Origin of the sequence: Spiroplasma ixodetis (assembly GCF_040369795.1) — a bacterium.
Lineage (GTDB): Bacteria > Bacillota_I > Bacilli_A > Mycoplasmatales > VBWQ01 > Spiroplasma_E > Spiroplasma_E ixodetis_B.
On sequence record NZ_AP028956.1, the window covers coordinates 40,656 to 63,501 of the forward strand.

Here is a 22,846-nt window from a genome sequence, read left to right on the forward strand (position 1 = left end):
CAATAAGTTCTTAATATGTGGAATGGCAACCTTTTTTAGGACTGTTTTTTGGTAGACATTTGTGCTTGGTGTTTTATGGGGGTTAAGTAGTTTAGAGTGCTGTGGATTCTTATGTTGTTGTATCAATTGATATCATCAAATAATTCTAATTTTAATTGGATTAATGATGTAAAATTTTTATCATTAATAAACTCTGTTTTGAAAGTTTTGAAAGTTGCTTCAGCAACAGCGTTATCATAAGGACAACCTTTTTTGCTTAAAGAGCGGGTAATATCGAAGGCTAATAAAAGTTTATCAATAGTTTTATTATTAAATTCATTACCGCGATCGCTATGAAATATTTGAATATTTTTTAAACAACGATTTGAGCACATAAATGCTTGATATACTAATGATGCATCTTTTTTAGTACCTACACTATGTCAAATAATTTCGCGATTGTACAGGTCGATTAATAAGCAAATATAGTTTCATTTACCATTAACTTGAACATAAGTTAAATCACTAACAATAACTTCATTTTTAAGCCTATTATTAAAGTCTCTATTAACAAGATTAGTAATTTGACTATGATTGACTTTATTATGATAATTTAGTGTATTTTGATATTAAATTATGTTTATTCATAATTTTTTTAATTTTTCGTCTTGATAAATTAATTTTCTTTTCTTTTAGAACAACTTTTAATCTTCTTGTTCCATAAGTTTCTTTATTTTCTTTAAAAGCGCTAATAACAGCTTCATCATACATATTATTTTGAATTTTATCTTCTTTTTTCTTGAAATTAAAATAATATGTTGATTTAGAGATTTTTAAAAAAAGACACATTGTACGAATTTTATATTTAACTTTATTTTTAGTAATAATTTCTATTTTCTGCCTATTATTAGTGCTGCTTGCTTTAAAATATCATTTTCCATTCGTAACTGTTTTAATTCTTTTCTTAATTTATCCAATTAATACGTTTTCTTCAACAGAACGGTTATCTTTAGTTTTAAAACTGCCTGAATTAGTAAATTGCTTAATTCAATTATAAGTAGCTGCTCTTGTAACATTGTACTCTTTAGCAAGACAAAACACTGACTTACCACTTTGATATAAAGCTACTATTTGTTTTTTTAATTCATCTGAACATGAGTTAATATTGGCCGTAATTATAATTCCTTTCTTTTAACTAATTTGTTTACTTGTCTACGTAATTAGTGTCCAATAAAGTGTAACCCATCCAAATCCACAGCACTCTAAACTACTTAACCCCCATAAAACACCAAGCACAAATGTCTACCAAAAAACAGTCCTAAAAAAGGTTGCTATTCCAAAAAAATATTATTTAAAAAATGAAAAAGAATTAAATAAGAAACCACAAAATTTAAATGTTGATACTAAAAAAATAGATAATCATGATGTATCAGATAATTCGAATAAAAAAATTGAACCAATTTTTGATGATAAAAATATGACAGTTAAATTTGAAGAAGAAAAATAAACTGTTCAAATGGAAGCAGTGGTAATGTTTAGTAATATTACCAATTATTTTTAAATCGAATTACTTCTTTGTTTTTGGTTATTATTATCATTTTTAATAGGATTCTCTTTCATATTCTTATCAAAAATTATGTTTGCTATTTTTTTATATTTTTCGATTATTTTAGTTTTTATTTGTGATTTTTTGTCATCAAAATTACTAATTTCGCGCATCAAATATTTAATTTTTGTATTATTTTCTTTAATTTTGTGATTTAATTTTTTCTTTTTTAAAAAATTAAATAATCCAAAACTAATTACAATTAAAAAAGTGTATTTTTTGATAGCTGATTTTTTATTTAAATTTAATTATAATTCTTTATTTAGTGGTTCTATTTCTAAAACTATGTTTTTTATTTTTTCATCTAATTTTATAATTTCTTTTTCTAATTCTTTCTTTTTATCTCTCATCTAAACTTTCCTTTCAAAATAAAAACTCAATTACTTTAAAATTAAAGTAGTGAGTTAAAAAAATGTATTAATTTTATATAAATAAATTATACAAAAAAATTTCCTGTATAAAATAAGGAATTAAAAGTTTTAAAGGTTATTTGAAATTCGTATTTATATTTAAATTTTATATTCATTTTTTTTAAAATTATTTGTTCTATAAACAAAGAACAGTTTAATTATAACCCTTTTATTTTATTTTTTAAAACTTATTTATGTTAAATATTTTAATTAAAATTATACAAATAAAATTGTTAAATAAACTGCACAATTGTGCAGTTTTAAAAATATTAATATTTACATTTTTTGTGATTTTCTATTAGAACTTTGATTTTTACTTGTTGAATCTTCGCTATTTACTTTTGATTTATCTTTTTCAAATCCAAGAGCATTGGCAACTCTTTCTCGTCTTTCTTTCTCTTTGCTTTCTCCTCAAGCTTTATTCATTCTATCAGCATTTTTATCATGTGCGTCTTTTTTTTCTTGACTTCATTTTTCAGATGGTGTTCATGGCATAATTTACATCTCCTCTCTTTATTACTTTTGAATATTTTTTCTACTGTTAAAATACCCAAGAAAAATTATATATTTTTAAAACGAAAAATGTGTAAAAAATCACTATTTTTAAAAATAGTGATTTGAAATAAAATAAATTATAACATGGAATTTGAATGATATATTGTATTTGTTGAAGATTGTAATTCTTGTTGGTTTACTGTATTTCGTATAGATGAATCAAAATCTTGATTATTTTCTAATTGAATACTTAAATTTTCTAGAAGACTGTTTGAATTATGATTTATTGCATTGTTATTTATTAGTTCTTCGAGATTTTTATTTTTTCTATTGTCAAGTTCTTGTTTTAAAATATCATATTGTGTTTGTAATCTAGTTTCTATTTTATCACTAGTTAAATTTTTAATTATTGATTGATGCTCTTTTTTTTCTTTATCTTTTTTGTCTTCATTTTTGCATAATTTATTATATCATCAAGATTCTACTTTTTTTGTTGCAGGCGAAAATATTGATGTAAATCCTTTAAATATTGTACAAAGTGCAGTAGCAGAGGCAGCAATTGCAATTTTTTCAACTAATAGTAATCCCGCTGCGGCAGGTAAAATCGCAGGTACAGCAAAACTAAGAATAGGAGTTAAAATAATAAGAGATAAAGAAATTATCGTAATAGTTCATCATATTTTCTTTTCACTTTTATTTGGTTTTAATTTGAAATCATTTTGTTGTTTTATAAAGTCTTTAGTAGATATTTCAGAAAAAGATATATTTTTTTTATTACTTGAAATTTTCTCAATTAAAGAAAAATCATTTTTATATTTATTAATATTTTCGTATTGTTTGATATGTTGTCAAATTGTAATTTCATTATTTTCATCATTGTTAAAATATATTATTTTTTCAGAAATTGATTGATTAGCATGTACAAAAGTCATTATATAACAATAATCATTATTTATTGATAAAATTTCTTCGTAAATCTTTGTAACCTTTTTACTTTCTACTGTTCATTGGTTTTCAATTTCATTATTTAAAAAATTAATATTTTCTAATATTTTTTCTTTAGTTTTTAAATTTAAGTTTTTTTCTTCAAACTTTTGTTGTAAGTCTAATCTTTTATTAATTTTATCTTTTAAAGATAATGACGGTATATTTAACTTATTAATATATTCTTCTTGTTTTTCTTTAAGTTGAGATATCTTTGTTTCTGTATGTTTAATATTAAAATTAATAACTTGCTTTGATTTTTCAATTTTTTCTTGTTGATTTATCCTTGTTTTAATTTTTTTAATATCTGCTTTAAGAGAATATAATTCTCTTAATTCGACATCACTTCTTCATTTGTTTGTTTTATTGCTTATCATTATTTTTAACTTATTACTTAAAAAGTTAAGGTCATAATATTCATTTTCTAAAAGATTATTAGCGATTTGTATTGAATTTGACTTTAAATTATCATATTCTTCTTTTTGAATTTTTAATTGTGTTTCTAAATTAAAAATTTCTTTTCTTGTGTTTAATATTTTTATATCTTCTAAAATTGTTAAAGCGTTATATGATTTAGTGAAATTATTAAAATTTTTTTCTTCAATCACATCAGTTTGTGTTGCTATTTCTTTAGTAGTTGATTTGGAGTCAATAAAAATTTCATTTGTATCAGAATGGTTTAATTTATTATTTATTACTACTTTTGGAGGCTCTTCTTCGTTACTATAAGTAGAAAATTTTACTGTTAATCCGTTGTGTCTTTCTTTAAAAATTCCTTTATTATTTTTTAATGTGATATTTGGTTGTTCAAAAATATTTTTAATATCTTGTTGTTCTGTTATTTGTTGAAATGTTTGTGATTTAGTTTTGTCAGTCATGTTAATATCTCCTTTTAAACATTAAAACCCATTTACTTTTAAAATAAAGTAATGGGTTAAAACTTATATATTTTATAACAACTATATGTTATCAAATTTTGTGTATTTTACAATTAGTTAAGTTGGGATGGCAACCTTTTTTAGGACTGTTTTTTGGTAGACATTTGTGCTTGGTGTTTTATGGGGGTTAAGTAGTTTAGAGGGCTGTGGATTCTTATGTTGTTGTATCAATTGATATAATCAAATAATTCTAATTTTAATTGGATTAATGATGTAAAATTTTTATCATTAATAAACTCTGTTTTGAAAGTTTTGAAAGCTGCTTCAGCAACAGCTTTATCATAAGGACAACCTTTTTTTGCTTAAAGAGCGGGTAATATTGAAGGCTAATAAAAGTTTATCAATAGTTTTATTATTAAATTCATTACCGCGATCGCTATGAAATATTTGAATATTTTTTAAACAACGATTTGAGCACATAAATGCTTGATATACTAATGATGCATCTTTTTTAGCGCCTACACTATGTCCAATAATTTCGCGATTGTACAGGTCGATTAATAAGCAAATATAGTTTCATTTACCATTAACTTGAACATAAGTTAAATCACTAACAATAACTTCATTTTTAAGTCTATTATTAAAGTCTCTATTAACAAGATTAGTAATTTGACTATCATTGACTTTATTATGATAATTTTTGTATGATAATTTAGTGTATTTTGATATTAAATTATGTTTATTCATAATTTTTTTAATTTTTCGTCTTGATAAATTAATTTTCTTTTCTTTTAGAACAACTTTTAATCTTCTTGTTCCATAAGTTTCTTTATTTTCTTTAAAAGCGCTAATAACAGCTTCATCATACATATTATTTTGAATTTTATCTTCTTTTTCTTGAAATTAAAATAATATGTTGATTTAGAGATTTTTAAAAACGACACATTGTACGAATTTTATATTTAACTTTATTTTTAGTAATAATTTCTATTTTCTGCCTATTATTAGTGCTGCTTGCTTTAAAATATCATTTTCCATTCGTAACTGTTTTAATTCTTTTCTTAATTTATCCAATTAATACGTTTTCTTCAACAGAACGGTTATCTTTGGTTTTAAAACTGCCTGAATTAGTAAATTGCTTAATTCAATTATAAGTAGCTGCTCTTGTAACATTGTACTCTTTAGCAAGACAAGACACTGACTTACCACTTTGATATAAAGTTACTATTTGTTTTTTAAATTCATCTGAATATGAGTTAATATTGGCCATAATTATAATTCCTTTCTTTCAACTAATTTGTTCACTTGTCTACGTAATTAGTGTCCAATAAAGTGTAACCCAATTTAATAATAGGCTTAAAAACGAAGTTATTGTTAGTGATTTAACTTATGTTCAAGTTAATGATAAATGAAACTATATTTGCTTATTAATCGACCTGTACAATCGCGAAATTATTGGACATAGTGTAGGTACTAAAAAAGATGCATCATTAGTATATCAAACATTTATGTGCTCAAATCGTTGTTTAAAAAATATTCAAATATTTCATAGCGATCGCGGTAATGAATTTAATAATAAAACTATTGATAAACTTTTATTAGCCTTCAATATTACCCGCTCTTTAAGCAAAAAAAGGTTGTCCTTATGATAACGCTGTTGCTGAAGCAGCTTTCAAAACTTTCAAAACAGAGTTTATTAATGATAAAAATTTTACATCATTAATCCAATTAAAATTAGAATTATTTGATTATATCAATTGATACAACAACATAAGAATCCACAGCACTCTAAACTACTTAACCCCCATAAAACACCAAGCACAAATGTCTACCAAAAAACAGTCCTAAAAAAGGTTGCCATTCCAAATTTAATAAATATTTTTCACTAAATGAAATTTTAGAAATTGAAAAAGATTTTGTTTTAAAAACTTTTAAAGAAAAAGCAAATTTGTAAACAATTTGTAACAATGTATAATAATATGGTGTTTGAATAATTAAAAAGCGTTGGGTTTAAGAATAGCAAATATGCTCGTTTTAAAGACATTTTATTTAGGTGGTGGTTTTTTATGCAAAAAGTTGATGGAAAAGATATAGCGTGATTATTACGTTGTAAAGAGTGTTCTAAAACTTTGAAAATTAAAGATGTTAAAGAAACCATTGCTGGTAATTTTAAAATGTGTGATAAACATTTAGAAATGATAGAAAAAAAGTATAATAAAACTTGAAATGTCAATTAAAAATAATAGTCAAAAAACACTTAATATATACATTTTTTTCTATATTAAATATAGAAAAAATTGTATAATTAACATATAAATATTTAGTATTTTTTATTAAAAAATTAGAAAAAATGAGATTAAAAACAATATAAAAGAAGGTGTTAATAATGCAAAATCAAACATTAGTAGAAATAGCATATAGTTTTTTATGTAAAAAAGAGAAAAGTAGTTTTAATGAAATATGAACACATATTAAGAAACAATGTAATATTTCTAAAGAAAATGAAGAAAAATTCGCCGGGGAACTTTATACTGGAATGATTTTAAATGCTAATTTTTTCTTAAAAAATGATAAATTTTGATATAAACGTAGTGAAGTTTCATTAGAAGAAATTAAAGAACAACTGACAAGAGTTGAAATTCCAAGTAATATGGAGGAATAATAATGGAAATGTTTAAAATTGGAGAGATTATTGAAGTAACAATTAATAATGTTGTAAGTTTTGGTGTTTTTTGTAAATGTCCTAATAATTACACAGGATTAATACATATTTCTAATATAAGTAACAGTTTTGTAAATAATGTAGAAGATTATTTTTCAAATGGTGAAACAATAAAAGTTGAAATTATTAGTATTGATAATGATAATAAAAAACTTTCGTTAAGTACTAAAAATTTCAATATAATTGCAAAAAATAAGGAGAATAAAAATAATGACTAAAAAAGAAAAGCAACTTCAGAAAAATATAAAAGAATTTAATGAAGTTATAGAAAAATGTAATCAAGATATATTAAATTTAAAAAAACAAAAAAATGGAAAATTTAAAAATATTTTTTTAAAAATAATAAGTTTTGGATTTTATGATTTAAATTGGAAAATTGAAAACGAAATCAAACATAATAAATTAACAATAGAAGAAATTAAAGAAAAAATATTACAAACCAATAAAATGCTATTTAAAATTAATAAACAAAAAAATGCAATAGTAAAAAAACAAAATATTAAAAATGAAATTTCTGAATCAAAAAATATTAACATTTATTCTAAATCAGAAGTATCATTACAACAAGAGGAGAACCAATAAAATGAAAAAATTACTAACTACAATCACTCTTAGTGCATTAGTTGGAACAAGTGCAAGTAATTTAAAACCAGTATTTATGAATAATGTTGTAAATCATGGTTTTAAATCAAATCAATTAAATAAAAATTTAACTATGATTAATAGTCCATTTATTAATGATTTTCAAGACTTAAAAAACAAGAAAATTCAAAAAGTTATAATTGCTCCAATTGGAACAATAGACATATTCCGTAAATAAATTTAATCAATTGTCAATAATAATATTTATAAATTTTTTAGTGTTAATAATTATAGAAGTTAATATTTTTAAAAAAATACTTTAAAAATAAATTTATATTTCAAACACAAAAATTGTTAATATTATTTTTATATTAACTTGATAAAAATTTAAATTTTTAAAAAAATATTTTTAATATTTTTTTATTTTAATGGTTTTGTTTTATTAAAAATTTCACAAAGTAAGTTAAATCTTAAGTACATAAGTCTAAATATACTTTTTCTACATTTATTTATTAAAATTTTGAATCTTTTTAATCAAGCAAAAACATGTTCAACTTTAATTCTAATTTTTGAAATAATTTTATTGTAGATTTTTTCTTGTTTAGTTAATTTTTTATTTTTAGTTTTTTTAATTGGTAATATATTATTTTTATAAATATTTTGTATTCCTTGATATCCCAAATCACCAATAATTATTGTTTTTTCTGAAAATTCAAGATTTGAATTTTTTAATATTTGAAAATCATGTACTTTTCCATTATCAGCAAAAATATCAACAATTTTTTTATTAAAAAAGTCATATATAATTTGAAATTTTATAGAAAACATTCAACTTTTACCAGAAAAATATTCTAACTGTAGTTTTTTTTAGTTGGTCTTTCAATTTCAATTTCAGTTTAATCAATTAAATAAAATTGAAATTCATTTAAATCTTCTTGTTTTTTCTCAATTTTTGATTTATATTTTGTTTTTAAAAACTGATAATCTTTGTCATCACTAAGTTTATTTTCTACTCAAGTAATATTTTGAAAACAACTTGATGCACTAATTTTATATTTAATACTCATTTGGAAAAAAGTATAATATTCTTTTCAGTATACTAAAGTCATCATCAATCTTTCTTCAACTGAAAGTTTATATTTTCTACCTTTAGTTTTTTTTTAAATTTTCTATTTCAATTAATTTTGTTAACATTTCATCAAAATGAAAACGTTTTATACCAAAATATCTATAAAATTGTTCATTTTTTAATTTTTTTAAATTTTCAAAATTCATTTTTATCAACACCTTATTAATTTATTAATAAAGAAAATATAAAATAAATTTTAAATTATTAATTGACTTTTAAAAAATTTATTTACGGAATATGTCTAATATATGCAGGAGGTAGCACAACTGGTTTATGAAAAAGTGCTGATGGCGTTAATTTCAAACAAGTAAATGTATCACTAATAGTTATGCTATTCAAAGTATAGATATTGCTTTAAGTGGAGAAATATGAGTTGGAACTCAAAAATAATTATATTTTTCAAATGACAATGGAATTAATTTTAATTCAGCAACAAATAATAAAATCAATAATATAACTTCTATTCCAATTGCTCCAAATGGAAAAGTTTATGTAGCTGTTTATGGTAATGGCTTATGAAAATTAACTAAAGGAGAGACTGATTTTAAAAAAATAACAAGTGTATCTTCTTCAATAATTTATTCTATTAATATTGATAAAAATGGAGATATTTTTTTTGGTAGTTCTTTATCATTTAAAAATACTGGTTTATGAAAAAGCACTGATGGAATAAACTGGATGGGTTACAATTTATTGGACACTAATTACGTAGACAATTGAACAAATTAGTTAAAAGAAAGGAATTATAATTACGGCCAATATTAACTCATGTTCAGATGAATTAAAAAAACAAATAGTAGCTTTATATCAAAGTGGTAAGTCAGTGTTTTGTCTTGCTGAAGAGTACAATGTTACAAGAGCAGCTACTTATAATTGAATTAAGCAATTTACTAATTCAGGCAGTTTTAAAACCAAAGATAACCGTTCTATCGAAGAAAATGAATTAATTAAATTAAGAAAATAATTAAAACAGTTACGAATGGAAAATGATATTTTAAAGCAAGCAGCACTAATAATAGGCAGAAAATAGAAATTATTACTAAAAATAAAGTTAAATATAAAATTCGTACAATGTGTCGTTTTTTAAAAATCTCTAAATCAACATATTATTTTAATTTCAAGAAAAAAGAAGATAAAATTCAAAATAATATGTATGATGAAGCTGTTATTAGCGCTTTTAAAGAAAATAAAGAAACTTATGGAACAAGAAGATTAAAAGTTGTTCTAAAAGAAAAGAAAATTAATTTATCAAGACGAAAAATTAAAAAAATTATGAATAAACATAATTTAATATCAAAATACACTAAATTATCATACAAAAATTATCATAATAAAGTCAATGATAGTCAAATTACTAATCTTGTTAATAGAGACTTTAATAATAGACTTAAAAATGAAGTTATTGTTAGTGATTTAACTTATGTTCAAGTTAATGGTAAATGAAACTATATTTGCTTATTAATCGACCTGTACAATAGCGAAATTATTGGACATAGTGTAGGTACTAAAAAAGGTTGCCATTCCATTAGTGTCCAATAAAGTGTAACCCATCCAAAAAGTTGACATTCTATTTTCATTTTTTCATCTGCACGTACATGTGAGTAGAAAACCGTTAAATAATATTTTTAAAAAAAGCGAAATAAAATTTAAAAATAGCTAACCTAACAAAAAAATTTTTGTTAGGTTAGCCACCGAGTTTATCTCGTTGCAGTGAGTTACGAAATAACAAGAGCAAACTCACTATTACTTGACTTCTATTAAAAATTTTTATTTAGTCTTTCTCCCAATAAAAAAAGCAACACTTGCAGAAATAACTATAGAAATTGCAAGAATAATAATTCATATTCATCAAGTCATATTTTAATCACCTTTCTAATTTAAATTTAATTTAATACAATTTTATTATAACACATTTTAAAATAAATTAGGATATCAAATATTTTTTCATAATAGATAGCTCTATATTTTGCCGGTATACCTAATTACTAAATATTCAATTTTTATAATTTAACTTTATCATATTTAATTTTTCATTACAAATATAATATTCAATTAAATATAAATCGTTACCGGGGCACCTGTAAAGACCACACCAGTAACTAGATAATTGTACAATAAATATACTAGTTAGTGAACTATAAATAATATTTTTATTAAATTTCCTAAAATTAATATAGGTATATACTAGAATTAAGAATGCATATTATGTTTAATTTTAACTATTTTTCGTGTTAATAATAGAAAATGAATTAAATTTTTAATTTTTTTTGATAAATTTATTATATTTATTTATATTTATTATATATTATATGACATTAAAATATCTATATTAGATATATATAATATAGATATAATTCTAGTATATACCTATATTAATTCTAGTATATACCTATATTAATTCTAGTATATACCTATATTAATTATAGTATATACCTATATTAATTCTAGTATATACCTATATGAATTATGTTATAATTTAAATTATAAATTATATTTAAGGGGTAAATTTATGTCAAATAGTTTAGTTGATAAAAAAGAAAACAAATTTATTAAAAAATCAAATGTAATTGTAAGAACAATTACAAATGATACATCAGGTTTATTAACTCAAAGGTTATTTAATTTTGCTATTTCTTCAATTAAATTCAATACTAATTTTAATGGTGTTGTTAGGGTAAATTTAAATGATTTTTGTATTTTTCATGATATTAATAATACAAATTTATATGAAAAAGTTGTTCATAAGAAAAAAGAAATGACAATTATAGAAAAAGAAATTGATAATATTACTAGTTTAAAATTTTGATTACAAGATGAAAATAAAGAAGAATATAGTTTTATAAATCTTTTTGAAAGAGGTACTTGATTTAAAAATCAGGGAATACTTGAATTTAAAGTTGTTCAAGATTTAATTAAAAAACATTATATTGATTTAAAAAAAGATTATACAAATATTTATTTACCTTATACAAAAGAAGTTACGAGCAAATATTCAATGCGTTTATATGAGTATTTGCGAAGTTATTTGTATATGAATGCTAAAACTAAAGGTACACCAACTTATGCACATGAATGAAATTTTGAGCAACTTTCTAAAATTTTAAATTTAAGTTTAAATAGTTGTTATTTTAAAAATATTAGTATTTTAAAAAAACAAATTTTAGAACCAGTTAAAAGAGATTTGTTAAAAACTGATATTATTTTTACTTATGAATTGATTAAAAATGGTAGAAAATATAATCAAATAATTTTAAATACGCATTTGGATTTAGAAAAATTTAATGCTCAAAATCCAGAACTTGAAAAAGTAGCAACTAAAAAAGAATACGAAATATGTAAAAAGTATGTTAATAAATCAAAGTTAACAGAAAATAATCTTGAAAAACAAAAAACTAAAATTATTAAACAATCACTTTTAAGTGATAAAGAAGTACAAAAAATTTTAGATAATATTGATTGTGACTAATATCATAAAAAATTAAAATTGTTAATATTTTATCATCATTTATAATAATAAAATTAATAATAAAAATGCTAGTAAATTGCTATTAATTTATTAATAAATATTATTTTTATTTATCTTTATTTTTAATAAATAATATCATCTTATTTATAATTTCTGAGTTACTCATTCCAGTTTCTTTTGTTTTAGTTTGAATATAATTTCAGACATCTTCTTCAAATTGGATGGGTTACACTTTATTGGACACTAATTACGTAGACAAGTGAACAAATTAGTTGAAAGAAAGGAATTATAATTATGGCCAATATTAACTCATATTCAGATGAATTTAAAAAACAAATAGTAACTTTATATCAAAGTGGTAAGTCAGTGTCTTGTCTTGCTAAAGAGTACAATGTTACAAGAGCAGCTACTTATAATTGAATTAAGCAATTTACTAATTCAGGCAGTTTTAAAACCAAAGATAACCTTTCTATCGAAGAAAATGAATTAATTAAATTAAGAAAATAATTAAAACAGTTGCGAATGGAAAATGATATTTTAAAGCAAGCGGCACTAATAATAGGCAGAAAATAGAAATTATTACTAAAAATAAAGTTAAATATAAAATTCGTACAATGTGTCGTTTTTTAAAAATCTCTAAATCAACATATTATTTTAATTTCAAGAAAAAAGAAGATAAAATTCAAAATAATATGTATGATGAAGCTGTTATTAGTGCTTTTAAAGAAAATAAAGAAACTTATGGAACAAGAAGATTAAAAGTTGTTCTAAAAGAAAAGAAAATTAATTTATCAAGACGAAAAATTAAAAAAATTATGAATAAACATAATTTAATATCAAAATACACTAAATTATCATACAAAAATTATCATAATAAAGTCAATGATAGTCAAATTACTAATCTTGTTAATAGAGACTTTAATAATAGGCTTAAAAACGAAGTTATTGTTAGTGATTTAACTTATGTTCAAGTTAATGATAAACGAAACTATATTTGCTTATTAATCGACCTGTACAATCGCGAAATTATTGGACATAGTGTAGGTACTAAAAAAGATGCATCATTAGTATATCAAACATTTATGTGCTCAAATCGTTGTTTAAAAAATATTCAAATATTTCATAGCGAGCGCGGTAATGAATTTAATAATAAAACTATTGATAAACTTTTATTAGCCTTCAATATTACCCGCTCTTTAAGCAAAAAAAAGGTTGTCCTTATGATAACGCTGTTGCTGAAGCAACTTTCAAAACTTTCAAAACAGAATTTATTAATGATAAAAATTTTACATCATTAATCCAATTAAAATTATAATTATTTGATTATATCAATTGATACAACAACATAAGAATCCACAGCACTCTAAACTACTTAACCCCCATAAAACACCAAGCACAAATGTCTACCAAAAAACAGTCCTAAAAAAAGGTTGCCATTCCAAGTATTAGTTACTTTAAAAAATTTAGATATAGAAAGTAGTACAGAACAATTTTTTAATATGTGTTATTTTCATAAAAAACAATTTAAAAATAAAATAAAAGAAATTAAATAATATTATAAAAAAGTTTAAACAAGTATAAAAAAAATAATGGTGTAAAATAAAATAATAAACTTAATATAAGTTTTTAACTCATTGCTTTATTTTTAAAGTAAATGATTTTTTATGTTTTTTAAAGAAAGAAAGAATAAAATTATGACTATTATCTGCGCCATTATTTAATGATAAAACTCAAGGTATTAATGCTAAGTCAATTGATAATAAAAAGATTAAAGATTGAGTTAGTAACAATACCAGTTTAGAATCAATAAATAAAGAAATTAATTTTACAAAATCAAGTAATAATTATCAACCATATAGTTTAAATGAAACAAATCAAAATATTAAACCAATTTATCAAACAGAATTAGAAACAAGCACACATAAACATCGTCATAAAAAAAGCAGTAGAATTAAAAAACAAGTTATGCCACATCCAATACCAAGCAAACAAATTTTTCAATTAACTGAAAAATTAATTATTAGTAAAAATGATACACAACAATATAGAAATAGTATTCAATCAATTCTTAAATCATTAACTAATAGAAATGTTGATATAATAAGAATAGTTTATGATGATAGTGAAAACAGGAATTGAGGAGAAAATAGTCGAATTTTTACTTTAAATACTAGAAATTATGGTTATTTTCAAATTCCAGTTGAAATTAGATGAGAACAAGACGGACAGAGTTATCAATATGGATAGACAACCTGCTACTGTTAGAGATAATACAGTTCCTCTTTTAACACAAATTCAAGTAATGCAAACTAGACAGTTAACTGGAATTAGTCCAGATTATAGAGATATGATTCCAAAACAAAATAACAATATTAATTGAGAAAGTATTTTTGATTATTTTTTCAGATTAACTAACGATATTGATGTTCAAACAGAATTACCTTTAGGAAATTTAGCTAGATCTTTAGGGCAAGTTATTTTTATAACTGAAGAAGCAATGAGATTTCCAGATATTTATGCTCGTATTGTAACACATTTAATTAGAAGAAATGAAAATATTAATTTAGAACGTAATCAAGAAAATGAAATTTATAGAATTTTAGTTAGTTGAAGGGAAAGATCAAGAAATGAAGTACTTCAAGAATCACTAATACAAGCTGTTAATAATCCAAATTGAAATGGTTTTTCAATGGCAGATCTTACAAGAGAATTAAATTCCCCAACAATTCAAATTTTACTTGGCTATATTAATTTTCGATTAATAAATCATAGACATATTCCGTAAATAAATTTTTTAAAAGTCAATTAATAATTTAAAATTTATTTTATAATTTCTTTATTAATAAATTAATAAGGTGTTGATAAAAATGAATTTTGAAAATTTAAAAAAATTAAAAAATGAACAATTTTATAGATATTTTGGTATAAAACGTTTTCGTTTTGATGAAATGTTAACAAAATTAATTGAAATAGAAAATTTAAAAAAAACTAAAGGTAGAAAATATAAACTTTCAGTTGAAGAAAGGTTGATGATGACTTTAGTATACTGAAAAGAATATTATACTTTTTTCCAAATGAGTATTAAATATAAAATGAGTGCATCAAGTTGTTTTCAAAATATTACTTGAGTAGAAAATAAACTTAGTGATGACAAAGATTATCAGTTTTTAAAAACAAAATATAAATCAAAAATTGAGAAAAAACAAGAAGATTTAAATGAATTTCAATTTTATTTAATTGATTCAACTGAAATTGAAATTGAAAGACCAACTAAAAAAACTACAGTTAGAATATTTTTCTGGTAAAAGTTGAATGTTTTCTATAAAATTTCAAATTATATATGACTTTTTAATAAAAAAATGTTGATATTTTTGCTGATAATGGAAAAGTACATGATTTTCAAATATTAAAAAATTCAAATCTTGAATTTTCAGAAAAAACAATAATTATTGGTGATTTGGGATATCAAGGAATACAAAATATTTATAAAAATACTATATTACCAATTAAAAAAACTAAAAATAAAAAATTAACTAAACAATAAAAAATCTACAATAAAATTATTTCAAAAATTAGAATTAAAGTTGAACATGTTTTTGCTTGATTAAAAAGATTCAAAATTTTAATAAATAAATGTAGAAAAAGTATATTTAGACTTATGTACTTAAGATTTAACTTACTTTGTGAAATTTTTAATAAAACAAAACCATTAAAATAAAAAAATATTAAAAATATTTTTTTAAAAATTTAAATTTTTATCAAGTTAATATAAAAATAATATTAACAATTTTTGTGTTTGAAATATAAATTTATTTTTAAAGTATTTTTTTAAAAATATTAGCTTCTATAATTATTAACACTAAAAAATTTATAAATATTATTATTGACAATTGATTAAATTTATTTACGGAATATGTCTAATGAAAGAAACCCAAATTGTCGTAGAAGAAAAAGAGATATAACAAATAAATTTTGACATGAAAAATTTTGTGATTTAAAACCACAAATTGATAAAATTCAAGGAAAAATAACTGCAATAAAGATTTTAGATGAAAATACAAAAGGAGGAAATTTAAGGAAAAATAACTGCAATAAAGATTTTAGATGAAAATACAAAAGGAGGAAATTTAAAAGAAGGAACTATTTATGTTGGAACTGAAAATGGTTTTTATATAATTTATCCAGACGGACAAGTTCATAGATTTGATAATTTAGATTTTTCAATAAAAGATATTATTTTAGATGGAAATGGTAGTGCTTATTTAACCAATGATAATTGTGAAATTTATCACTTAAATCTGGTAGGTTGAGGTTCTGAAAAATTGGAAAATATGGAAAGTTATGATTTAAATAAAGAATTAAAAATATATTATGATAATAGTAAAAATGATAGAGAGTTTTCAAAAACATATACTGGTGATGGGAAAATATCAATTCCTATAGTTAGAATAATAGAAGCCGCAGGAATGGGTAGTGGAGTTGGAGTTGTGGCTGGAGCAATAGTTGGTTCAGCCGTACCAGGAGCTGGGACAGTAATAGGAGCAGCAGGATCCGGCGTAATAGGAGCAACTATTGGAACTGCAACATCATGATTAACATTTGGAGACTATATTAATAACAAAAATCAAGAATCAAAAGATTTTTATATTAACTTAAAAGAAGTTAATCCTTTTGATTATAAAAAAATAGAAATTTTATATTAAAATTTTGATAATATTTATACAAAAGCAAGTAGAGGCGATGAAAAATTTTATTCTGAAAAAATAACAAATTGTATTAAAGGTAATATTAAGAGTTAATTTCATTGTAAAATTATGGATATTACAGAAAGAAATTTTTATAGTTGGCAAAATTTTAAGTTTAAATTTTATAAAAATATTAATGATCGAAAACTACAAATTCACAAAACAAAATTTGCAAAGAATAATGCATGACTTTTTGTTAATGATGGGGGTATGTGAATGGGGGTTGGCAAAGGTATTAGATTATATAATGACGATAACAACGCAAGAACAAAAAGAGAAATAAAAGATATAAATGAATGAAATGATGATTTCTCAAAATTAATAAATAATGAACAAAATTTACCAATAATTAATAATACAAATTTTGTTAAAAGTAATATAACAAGTTTATAATAAAATTAAAATTATAGATAAAAAAAGCTACTAAATTAGTAGCTTTTTTGGTAATGTTTAGTAATCTGTGTAACTTACAAAAATAACTATGTTTAATTAATTCTAGTAAATAAAATTAAATAACTAGAAAGAGTGAGTTACGTATGTCTAAAAAAATATTAATAATAATGATCCAATATCAAAAGCAGTAGATTTATTACTAGAAAATACTGAAGATTTAACAAAAGTTTTTAAAGAGGGAGATTTATATAAAGAATTAACAAAAAGATTAGTTGAAAAAATGTTGAATTCTGAAATGCAAAATTATTTAGGATATGAAAAAAATAAACATAATAATAGTGATAATGCTCGTAATGGTATAAGTTCAAAAAAATTAATAACTCAACAAGGTAAAATTGAGATTAATGTACCAGGAGATCGTAATAGTAATTTTGGACCAGTAATAGTTGCAAAAAGACAAAGAAGATTTGATGGTTTTGATCAACAAGTTCTTTCATTATATGCCAAAGGCATGACTTTATCAGATATTAGAATGCAGTTACAATAGTTATATCATGGTACTGATATTAGTGAAAGTGTTATTGGTCAAATTACTGATGATGTTATTGATGATGTTAAAGCATGACAAAATCGGCCATTAGAAATTGTTTATACGATTGTTTATTTTGGTTGTATAGTAGTTAAAGTACGACAAGATAAACGCATTATTAAAAAATCAGTTTATATAGCACTAGGATTTGATTTAGAAGGTAAAAAAGATGTTTTAGGTTTATGAATTAGTGAAAATGAAGGTTCTAAGTTTTTATTATCTAATTTCACAGAAATGAAAAATTGAGGCTTAAATGATTTTCTTATTGCTTGTAGTGACAATTTAACAGGAATGTCAGAAGCAATACAATCAGTTTATCCTAAAACCGAACATCAATTATGCATAGTTCATCAAATTAGAAATAGTTTAAAATATGTTTCATACAAACATAGAAAATCACTAGTTACGGATTTAAAACCAATTTATAGTGCATGTAGTGAAGAACAAGCAATGCAAGCTTTAGAATCTTTTGAAAGTAAATGAAATAAACAATATCCTCAAATTGCTAAATCATGATATAAAAATTGAGATAATTTAATGGTTTTTATTAGTTATCCTGCAGAAATCAAAAGAGTGATTTATACAACAAATGCTATTGAATCTGTTAATAGTTAATTACGAAAAGTTATTAGAAATAAAAAAGTTTTTCCCAATGATATGGCAGTTTTTAAAATATTTTACTTAGCAATTGAAAATATAACAAAAAAATGAACAATGCCTCTTCAAAATTGAAATACAGCAATTGCTTATTTTATGATAAAATTTGAAGATAGAATTAATCTAAACTAGTAACTTTGTAAAAAGATACACAGATTTTTAAAAAGCCTCTTATAAAACCATTGTTATATAACAATGGTTTTATAATATTTCTGCAATAAGTTCTTCATATGCTTGTTTTTGAATTTTATCTTCTTTTTTCTTTATTTCAATTTTTATAAATTTCCATTACAGCATTTCTGTAGATAGTACTTCTTGTTACTTTTAATCCTTGTTTTTGCATTTCAGCAAGCATATTTTCTATAGACTGATAACTAGATAAATGAATTGTCAATCTTTTCTCTTTTTCTTTAACAAGTTTTTGACTTAAAAATTTTTCAAAAATTTTTGTTTCATCTTTGCTCTCTTTATTTATTTTTAATGAATTTGAGATATTTTCATCAAAAGTAATATTGTCTAAAAAATCATTATTTATTTTTTTAGCCATTGTATCCCCCTTTTTAAAATGTATACATTTAGTATACATAATTATTAAAAATTTATCAAAATATACAACATTATTGATATTATATTTACTTTTTGTAAACATAAATTAAAAAATATTTTTTTGTATTAATTCTTTTGTAAGAAGTCAAAACGGACTTTTATCGGTAATAGTTGGACTTGAAAGCATAGTATGTTTTTCTAAAGTAATAGATGAGGGAATTTTAGTTTTTAGTATTATATTTCTTAAATTAGAATTTTCTAATTTTTCTACCAGAACAGCATGTGTTTTATTTTTACGAACATTATTTAAAACAATTGCATTCATATTATTATTCATTGTTAGACCTATTTTTTTCCATTTATCCAAATATCAGTTATAATCACTAAAAAATCTTTCTATACCATTGAAACTAAATTTATGGGGTGATACGGTTACTATAATTTCATCTACAGATAAAAAAACATTAGTAGTAATAATTGTTGTTGTTGGATTAATATCAAAAAAAACATAGTCATAATTAGTGTTCAAATGTTTTTCGATTTTTTTAATATTGTTTTTAAGCACAAAATCACTTGCAACATCATTTGTTAATGATTTAATAGTTTGTGTCATTAATTTTGTATAACAAGGTACTATATCAATATTTTTATAATTTGATTTTTCTATTGTAGTTTTTAGTTGATTTTCAGTAATTTCTGAATTAAATCAATAAGATAAAAAGTCTTTTGTTAAAAAGTCTTTGTTAAGAAACACAGAACTTAAATTACCCTGTGGGTCAATATCTAATAATAATACTCTTTTCCCCAATTCTGCTAACGTGCGTGCTACACCAACTGTTAATGTTGTTTTTCCAACTCCACCCTTGGAATTTGCAAAAGTAATTTTTTTCATCTATAAACCTCCTTTTTTAAAATGTATACATTTAGTATACATAATTATTAATAATTTATCAAAATATACAACATTATTGATATTATGTTTACTTTTTGTAAACATAAATTAATTAATATTTTTTTGTATTAATTCTTTTGTAAGAATTCAAAACGGACTTTTATCGGCAATAGTTGGACTTGAAAGCATAGTATGTTTTTCTAAAGTAATAGATGAGGGAATTTTAGTTTTTAGTATTATATTTCTTAAATTAGAATTTTCTAATTTTTCTACCAGAACAGCATGTGTTTTATTTTTACGAACATTATTTAAAACAATTGCATTCATATTATTATTCATTGTTAGACCTATTTTTTCCATTTATCCAAATATCAGTTATAATCACTAAAAAATCTTTCTATACCATTGAAACTAAATTTATGGGGTGATACGGTTACTATAATTTCATCTACAGATAAAAAAACATTAGTAGTAATAATTGTTGTTGTTGGATTAATATCAAAAAAAACATAGTCATAATTAGTGTTCAAATGTTTTTCGATTTTTTTAATATTGTTTTTAAGCACAAAATCACTTGCAACATCATTTGTTAATGATTTAATAGTTTGTGTCATTAATTTTGTATAACAAGGCACTATATCAATATTTTTATAATTTGATTTTTCTATTGTAGTTTTTAGTTGATTTTCAGTAATTTCTGAATTAAATCAATAAGATAAAAAGTCTTTTGTTAAAAAGTCTTTGTTAAGAAACACAGAACTTAAATTACCCTGTGGGTCAATATCTAATAATAATCATCTTTTCCCCAATTCTGCTAACGTGCGTGCTACACCAACTGTTAATGTTTTTTTCCAACTCCACCCTTGGAATTTGCAAAATCAATTTTTTCATCTATAAACCTCCTTTTTTAAAAAGTATACATTTAGTATACATAATTATTAATAATTTATCAAAATATACAACATTATTGATATTATGTTTACTTTTTGTAAACATAAATTAATTAATATTTTTTTGTATTAATTCTTTTGTAAGAATTCAAAACGGACTTTTATCGGCAATAGTTGGACTTGAAAGCATAGTATGTTTTTCTAAAGTAATAGATGAGGGAATTTTAGTTTTTAGTATTATATTTCTTAAATTAGAATTTTCTAATTTTTCTACCAGAACAGCATGTGTTTTATTTTTACGAACATTATTTAAAACAATTGCATTCATATTATTATTCATTGTTAGACCTATTTTTTCCATTTATCCAAATATCAGTTATAATCACTAAAAAATCTTTCTATACCATTGAAACTAAATTTATGGGGTGATACGGTTACTATAATTTCATCTACAGATAAAAAAACATTAGTAGTAATAATTGTTGTTGTTGGATTAATATCAAAAAACATAGTCATAATTAGTGTTCAAATGTTTTTCGATTTTTTTAATATTGTTTTTAAGCACAAAATCACTTGCAACATCATTTGTTAATGATTTAATAGTTTGTGTCATTAATTTTGTATAACAAGGTACTATATCAATATTTTTATAATTTGATTTTTCTATTGTAGTTTTTAGTTGATTTTCAGTAATTTCTGAATTAAATCAATAAGATAAAAAGTCTTTTGTTAAAAAGTCTTTGTTAAGAAACACAGAACTTAAATTACCCTGTGGGTCAATATCTAATAATAATACTCTTTTCCCCAATTCTGCTAACGTGCGTGCTACACCAACTGTTAATGTTGTTTTTCCAACTCCACCCTTGGAATTTGCAAAATCAATTTTTTCATCTATAAACCTCCTTTTTTAAAAAGTATACATTTAGTATACATAATTATTAATAATGTATCAAAATATACAACATTATTGATATTATGTTTACTTTTTGTAAACATAAATTAATTAATATTTTTTTGTATTAATTCTTTTGTAAGAATTCAAAACGGACTTTTATCGGCAATAGTTGGACTTGAAAGCATAGTATGTTTTTCTAAAGTAATAGATGAGGGAATTTTAGTTTTTAGTATTATATTTCTTAAATTAGAATTTTCTAATTTTTCTACCAGAACAGCATTTGTTTTATTTTTACGAACATTATTTAAAACAATTGCATTCATATTATTATTCATTGTTAGACCTATTTTTTTCCATTTATCCAAATATCAGTTATAATCACTAAAAAATCTTTCTATACCATTGAAACTAAATTTATGGGGTGATACGGTTACTATAATTTCATCTACAGATAAAAAACATTAGTAGTAATAATTGTTGTTGTTGTTGGATTAATATCAAAAAAAACATAGTCATAATTAGTGTTCAAATGTTTTTCGATTTTTTTAATATTGTTTTTAAGCACAAAATCACTTGCAACATCATTTGTTAATGATTTAATAGTTTGTGTCATTAATTTTGTATAACAAGGCACTATATTAATATTTTTATAATTTGATTTTTCTATTGTAGTTTTTAGTTGATTTTCAGTAATTTCTGAATTAAATCAATAAGTTAAAAAGTCTTTTGTTAAAAAGTCTTTGTTAAGAAACACAGAACTTAAATTACCCTGTGGGTCAATATCTAATAATAATAATCTTTTCCCCAATTCTGCTAACGTGCGTGCTACACCAACTGTTAATGTTGTTTTTCCAACTCCACCCTTGGAATTTGCAAAATCAATTTTTTCATCTATAAACCTCCTTTTTTAAAATGTATACATTTAGTATACATAATTATTAATAATTTATCAAAATATACAACATTATTGATATTATGTTTACAAAAA

The 22,846-nt window shown here is 22.2% G+C and carries 27 protein-coding genes and 5 pseudogenes; 17 read left to right on the top strand and 15 right to left on the bottom strand.

Annotation, left to right across the window (positions count from 1 at the left end):
* Nucleotides 1-35: 35 nt before the first annotated feature.
* The 4 genes and pseudogenes from ABWV63_RS10770 to ABWV63_RS10785 form a co-directional block, all read right to left on the bottom strand.
* Nucleotides 36-1,161: pseudogene (locus ABWV63_RS10770) on the bottom strand (IS3 family transposase).
* A 1,110-nt stretch (nt 1,162-2,271) separates the two neighbouring features.
* Nucleotides 2,272-2,490 (bottom strand): hypothetical protein, encoded by a 219-nt coding sequence (locus tag ABWV63_RS10775; protein WP_353307259.1) that lies wholly within the window; start codon nt 2,488-2,490, stop codon nt 2,272-2,274.
* Nucleotides 2,491-2,627: 137 nt separating this feature from the next.
* Nucleotides 2,628-4,352: a hypothetical protein gene (locus ABWV63_RS10780; protein WP_353307260.1), complete on the bottom strand. Its 1,725-nt coding sequence runs from the start codon at nt 4,350-4,352 to the stop codon at nt 2,628-2,630.
* Between the two features lie 140 nt (nt 4,353-4,492).
* Nucleotides 4,493-5,622, bottom strand: a pseudogene (locus tag ABWV63_RS10785) (IS3 family transposase).
* A 94-nt stretch (nt 5,623-5,716) separates the two neighbouring features.
* Between ABWV63_RS10785 and ABWV63_RS10790 the strand changes: the two are divergent.
* From ABWV63_RS10790 to ABWV63_RS10815, 6 genes and pseudogenes are all read left to right on the top strand, one after another.
* A pseudogene (locus ABWV63_RS10790) lies at nt 5,717-6,200 on the top strand (IS3 family transposase); the annotation flags it as partial.
* A gap of 218 nt (nt 6,201-6,418) precedes the next feature.
* Nucleotides 6,419-6,589, top strand: coding sequence for a hypothetical protein (locus ABWV63_RS10795; protein ID WP_353307261.1), 171 nt, complete (start codon nt 6,419-6,421; stop codon nt 6,587-6,589).
* Nucleotides 6,590-6,738: 149 nt separating this feature from the next.
* Nucleotides 6,739-7,014, top strand: a complete 276-nt coding sequence (rpoE, locus tag ABWV63_RS10800; RefSeq protein ID WP_353307262.1) for a DNA-directed RNA polymerase subunit delta — start codon at nt 6,739-6,741, stop codon at nt 7,012-7,014.
* 2 nt (nt 7,015-7,016) lie between these two features.
* Nucleotides 7,017-7,292, top strand: coding sequence for a S1 RNA-binding domain-containing protein (locus tag ABWV63_RS10805; protein ID WP_353307263.1), 276 nt, complete (start codon nt 7,017-7,019; stop codon nt 7,290-7,292).
* Nucleotides 7,285-7,656: a hypothetical protein gene (locus ABWV63_RS10810; RefSeq protein WP_353307264.1), complete on the top strand. Its 372-nt coding sequence runs from the start codon at nt 7,285-7,287 to the stop codon at nt 7,654-7,656. The genes ABWV63_RS10805 and ABWV63_RS10810 overlap by 8 nt, the downstream gene beginning before the upstream one ends.
* A 1-nt stretch (nt 7,657) precedes the next feature.
* Entirely contained in the window at nt 7,658-7,894 is a 237-nt protein-coding gene (locus ABWV63_RS10815; RefSeq protein WP_353307265.1) for a hypothetical protein, read from the top strand.
* 182 nt (nt 7,895-8,076) lie between these two features.
* On the opposite strand, the gene ABWV63_RS10820 is transcribed toward ABWV63_RS10815, so the two are convergent.
* From ABWV63_RS10820 to ABWV63_RS10830, 3 genes are all read right to left on the bottom strand, one after another.
* On the bottom strand, nt 8,077-8,484 hold the full coding sequence (locus tag ABWV63_RS10820) for a transposase family protein (RefSeq protein ID WP_353307266.1): 408 nt from the start codon (nt 8,482-8,484) through the stop codon (nt 8,077-8,079).
* A gap of 68 nt (nt 8,485-8,552) precedes the next feature.
* A complete protein-coding gene (locus ABWV63_RS10825) occupies nt 8,553-8,771 on the bottom strand; it encodes a transposase family protein (RefSeq protein ID WP_353307267.1) in 219 nt (72 codons plus the stop codon).
* 34 nt (nt 8,772-8,805) lie between these two features.
* A complete protein-coding gene (locus tag ABWV63_RS10830; RefSeq protein WP_353306353.1) occupies nt 8,806-8,931 on the bottom strand; it encodes a hypothetical protein in 126 nt (41 codons plus the stop codon).
* Between the two features lie 677 nt (nt 8,932-9,608).
* Here ABWV63_RS10830 and ABWV63_RS10835 point away from each other — a divergent pair.
* From ABWV63_RS10835 to ABWV63_RS10885, 11 genes and pseudogenes are all read left to right on the top strand, one after another.
* A complete protein-coding gene (locus ABWV63_RS10835) occupies nt 9,609-9,749 on the top strand; it encodes a hypothetical protein (RefSeq protein ID WP_353307268.1) in 141 nt (46 codons plus the stop codon).
* A 107-nt stretch (nt 9,750-9,856) separates the two neighbouring features.
* Nucleotides 9,857-10,324 carry an IS3 family transposase gene (locus tag ABWV63_RS10840; RefSeq protein ID WP_353307269.1) on the top strand — a complete coding sequence of 156 codons (468 nt, stop codon included), beginning with the start codon at nt 9,857-9,859 and terminating at the stop codon, nt 10,322-10,324.
* A gap of 970 nt (nt 10,325-11,294) precedes the next feature.
* The gene (locus ABWV63_RS10845) at nt 11,295-12,251 is read left to right on the top strand and encodes a replication initiation protein (RefSeq protein WP_353307270.1); all 957 of its coding nucleotides are present in this window, start codon (nt 11,295-11,297) and stop codon (nt 12,249-12,251) included.
* 294 nt (nt 12,252-12,545) lie between these two features.
* Nucleotides 12,546-13,674 (top strand): annotated as a pseudogene (locus tag ABWV63_RS10850) (IS3 family transposase).
* 542 nt (nt 13,675-14,216) lie between these two features.
* Entirely contained in the window at nt 14,217-14,498 is a 282-nt protein-coding gene (locus ABWV63_RS10855; protein ID WP_353307271.1) for a hypothetical protein, read from the top strand.
* Nucleotides 14,491-15,036 carry a hypothetical protein gene (locus ABWV63_RS10860; RefSeq protein WP_353307272.1) on the top strand — a complete coding sequence of 182 codons (546 nt, stop codon included), beginning with the start codon at nt 14,491-14,493 and terminating at the stop codon, nt 15,034-15,036. The genes ABWV63_RS10855 and ABWV63_RS10860 overlap by 8 nt, the downstream gene beginning before the upstream one ends.
* Before the next feature lie 82 nt (nt 15,037-15,118).
* Nucleotides 15,119-15,556, top strand: a complete 438-nt coding sequence (locus tag ABWV63_RS10865) for a transposase family protein (RefSeq protein ID WP_353307273.1) — start codon at nt 15,119-15,121, stop codon at nt 15,554-15,556.
* Nucleotides 15,557-16,164: 608 nt separating this feature from the next.
* Nucleotides 16,165-16,452, top strand: coding sequence for a hypothetical protein (locus ABWV63_RS10870; RefSeq protein WP_353307274.1), 288 nt, complete (start codon nt 16,165-16,167; stop codon nt 16,450-16,452).
* A 121-nt stretch (nt 16,453-16,573) separates the two neighbouring features.
* Nucleotides 16,574-16,954 carry a hypothetical protein gene (locus ABWV63_RS10875; RefSeq protein WP_353307275.1) on the top strand — a complete coding sequence of 127 codons (381 nt, stop codon included), beginning with the start codon at nt 16,574-16,576 and terminating at the stop codon, nt 16,952-16,954.
* A gap of 111 nt (nt 16,955-17,065) precedes the next feature.
* Nucleotides 17,066-17,389, top strand: a complete 324-nt coding sequence (locus tag ABWV63_RS10880) for a hypothetical protein (RefSeq protein WP_353307276.1) — start codon at nt 17,066-17,068, stop codon at nt 17,387-17,389.
* A 157-nt stretch (nt 17,390-17,546) separates the two neighbouring features.
* Nucleotides 17,547-18,767, top strand: a pseudogene (locus ABWV63_RS10885) (IS256 family transposase).
* 115 nt (nt 18,768-18,882) lie between these two features.
* On the opposite strand, the gene ABWV63_RS10890 reads toward ABWV63_RS10885, so the two are convergent.
* From ABWV63_RS10890 to ABWV63_RS10925, 8 genes are all read right to left on the bottom strand, one after another.
* Entirely contained in the window at nt 18,883-19,182 is a 300-nt protein-coding gene (locus tag ABWV63_RS10890) for a hypothetical protein (RefSeq protein ID WP_353307277.1), read from the bottom strand.
* Between the two features lie 105 nt (nt 19,183-19,287).
* Nucleotides 19,288-20,073, bottom strand: coding sequence for a ParA family protein (locus ABWV63_RS10895; RefSeq protein WP_353307278.1), 786 nt, complete (start codon nt 20,071-20,073; stop codon nt 19,288-19,290).
* A gap of 108 nt (nt 20,074-20,181) precedes the next feature.
* Nucleotides 20,182-20,433 (bottom strand): hypothetical protein, encoded by a 252-nt coding sequence (locus tag ABWV63_RS10900; protein ID WP_353307279.1) that lies wholly within the window; start codon nt 20,431-20,433, stop codon nt 20,182-20,184.
* Nucleotides 20,421-21,008, bottom strand: a complete 588-nt coding sequence (locus tag ABWV63_RS10905) for an AAA family ATPase (RefSeq protein ID WP_353307347.1) — start codon at nt 21,006-21,008, stop codon at nt 20,421-20,423. The genes ABWV63_RS10900 and ABWV63_RS10905 overlap by 13 nt, the downstream gene beginning before the upstream one ends.
* A 64-nt stretch (nt 21,009-21,072) precedes the next feature.
* Nucleotides 21,073-21,324: a hypothetical protein gene (locus tag ABWV63_RS10910; protein WP_353307279.1), complete on the bottom strand. Its 252-nt coding sequence runs from the start codon at nt 21,322-21,324 to the stop codon at nt 21,073-21,075.
* A 132-nt stretch (nt 21,325-21,456) separates the two neighbouring features.
* The gene (locus ABWV63_RS10915) at nt 21,457-21,858 is read right to left on the bottom strand and encodes an AAA family ATPase (RefSeq protein WP_353307348.1); all 402 of its coding nucleotides are present in this window, start codon (nt 21,856-21,858) and stop codon (nt 21,457-21,459) included.
* Nucleotides 21,859-21,962: 104 nt separating this feature from the next.
* Complete coding sequence (locus ABWV63_RS10920) at nt 21,963-22,193, bottom strand: hypothetical protein (protein WP_353307280.1); 231 nt, start codon at nt 22,191-22,193, stop codon at nt 21,963-21,965.
* A 110-nt stretch (nt 22,194-22,303) separates the two neighbouring features.
* On the bottom strand, nt 22,304-22,753 hold the full coding sequence (locus tag ABWV63_RS10925) for an AAA family ATPase (RefSeq protein ID WP_353307349.1): 450 nt from the start codon (nt 22,751-22,753) through the stop codon (nt 22,304-22,306).
* Nucleotides 22,754-22,846: the final 93 nt, after the last annotated feature.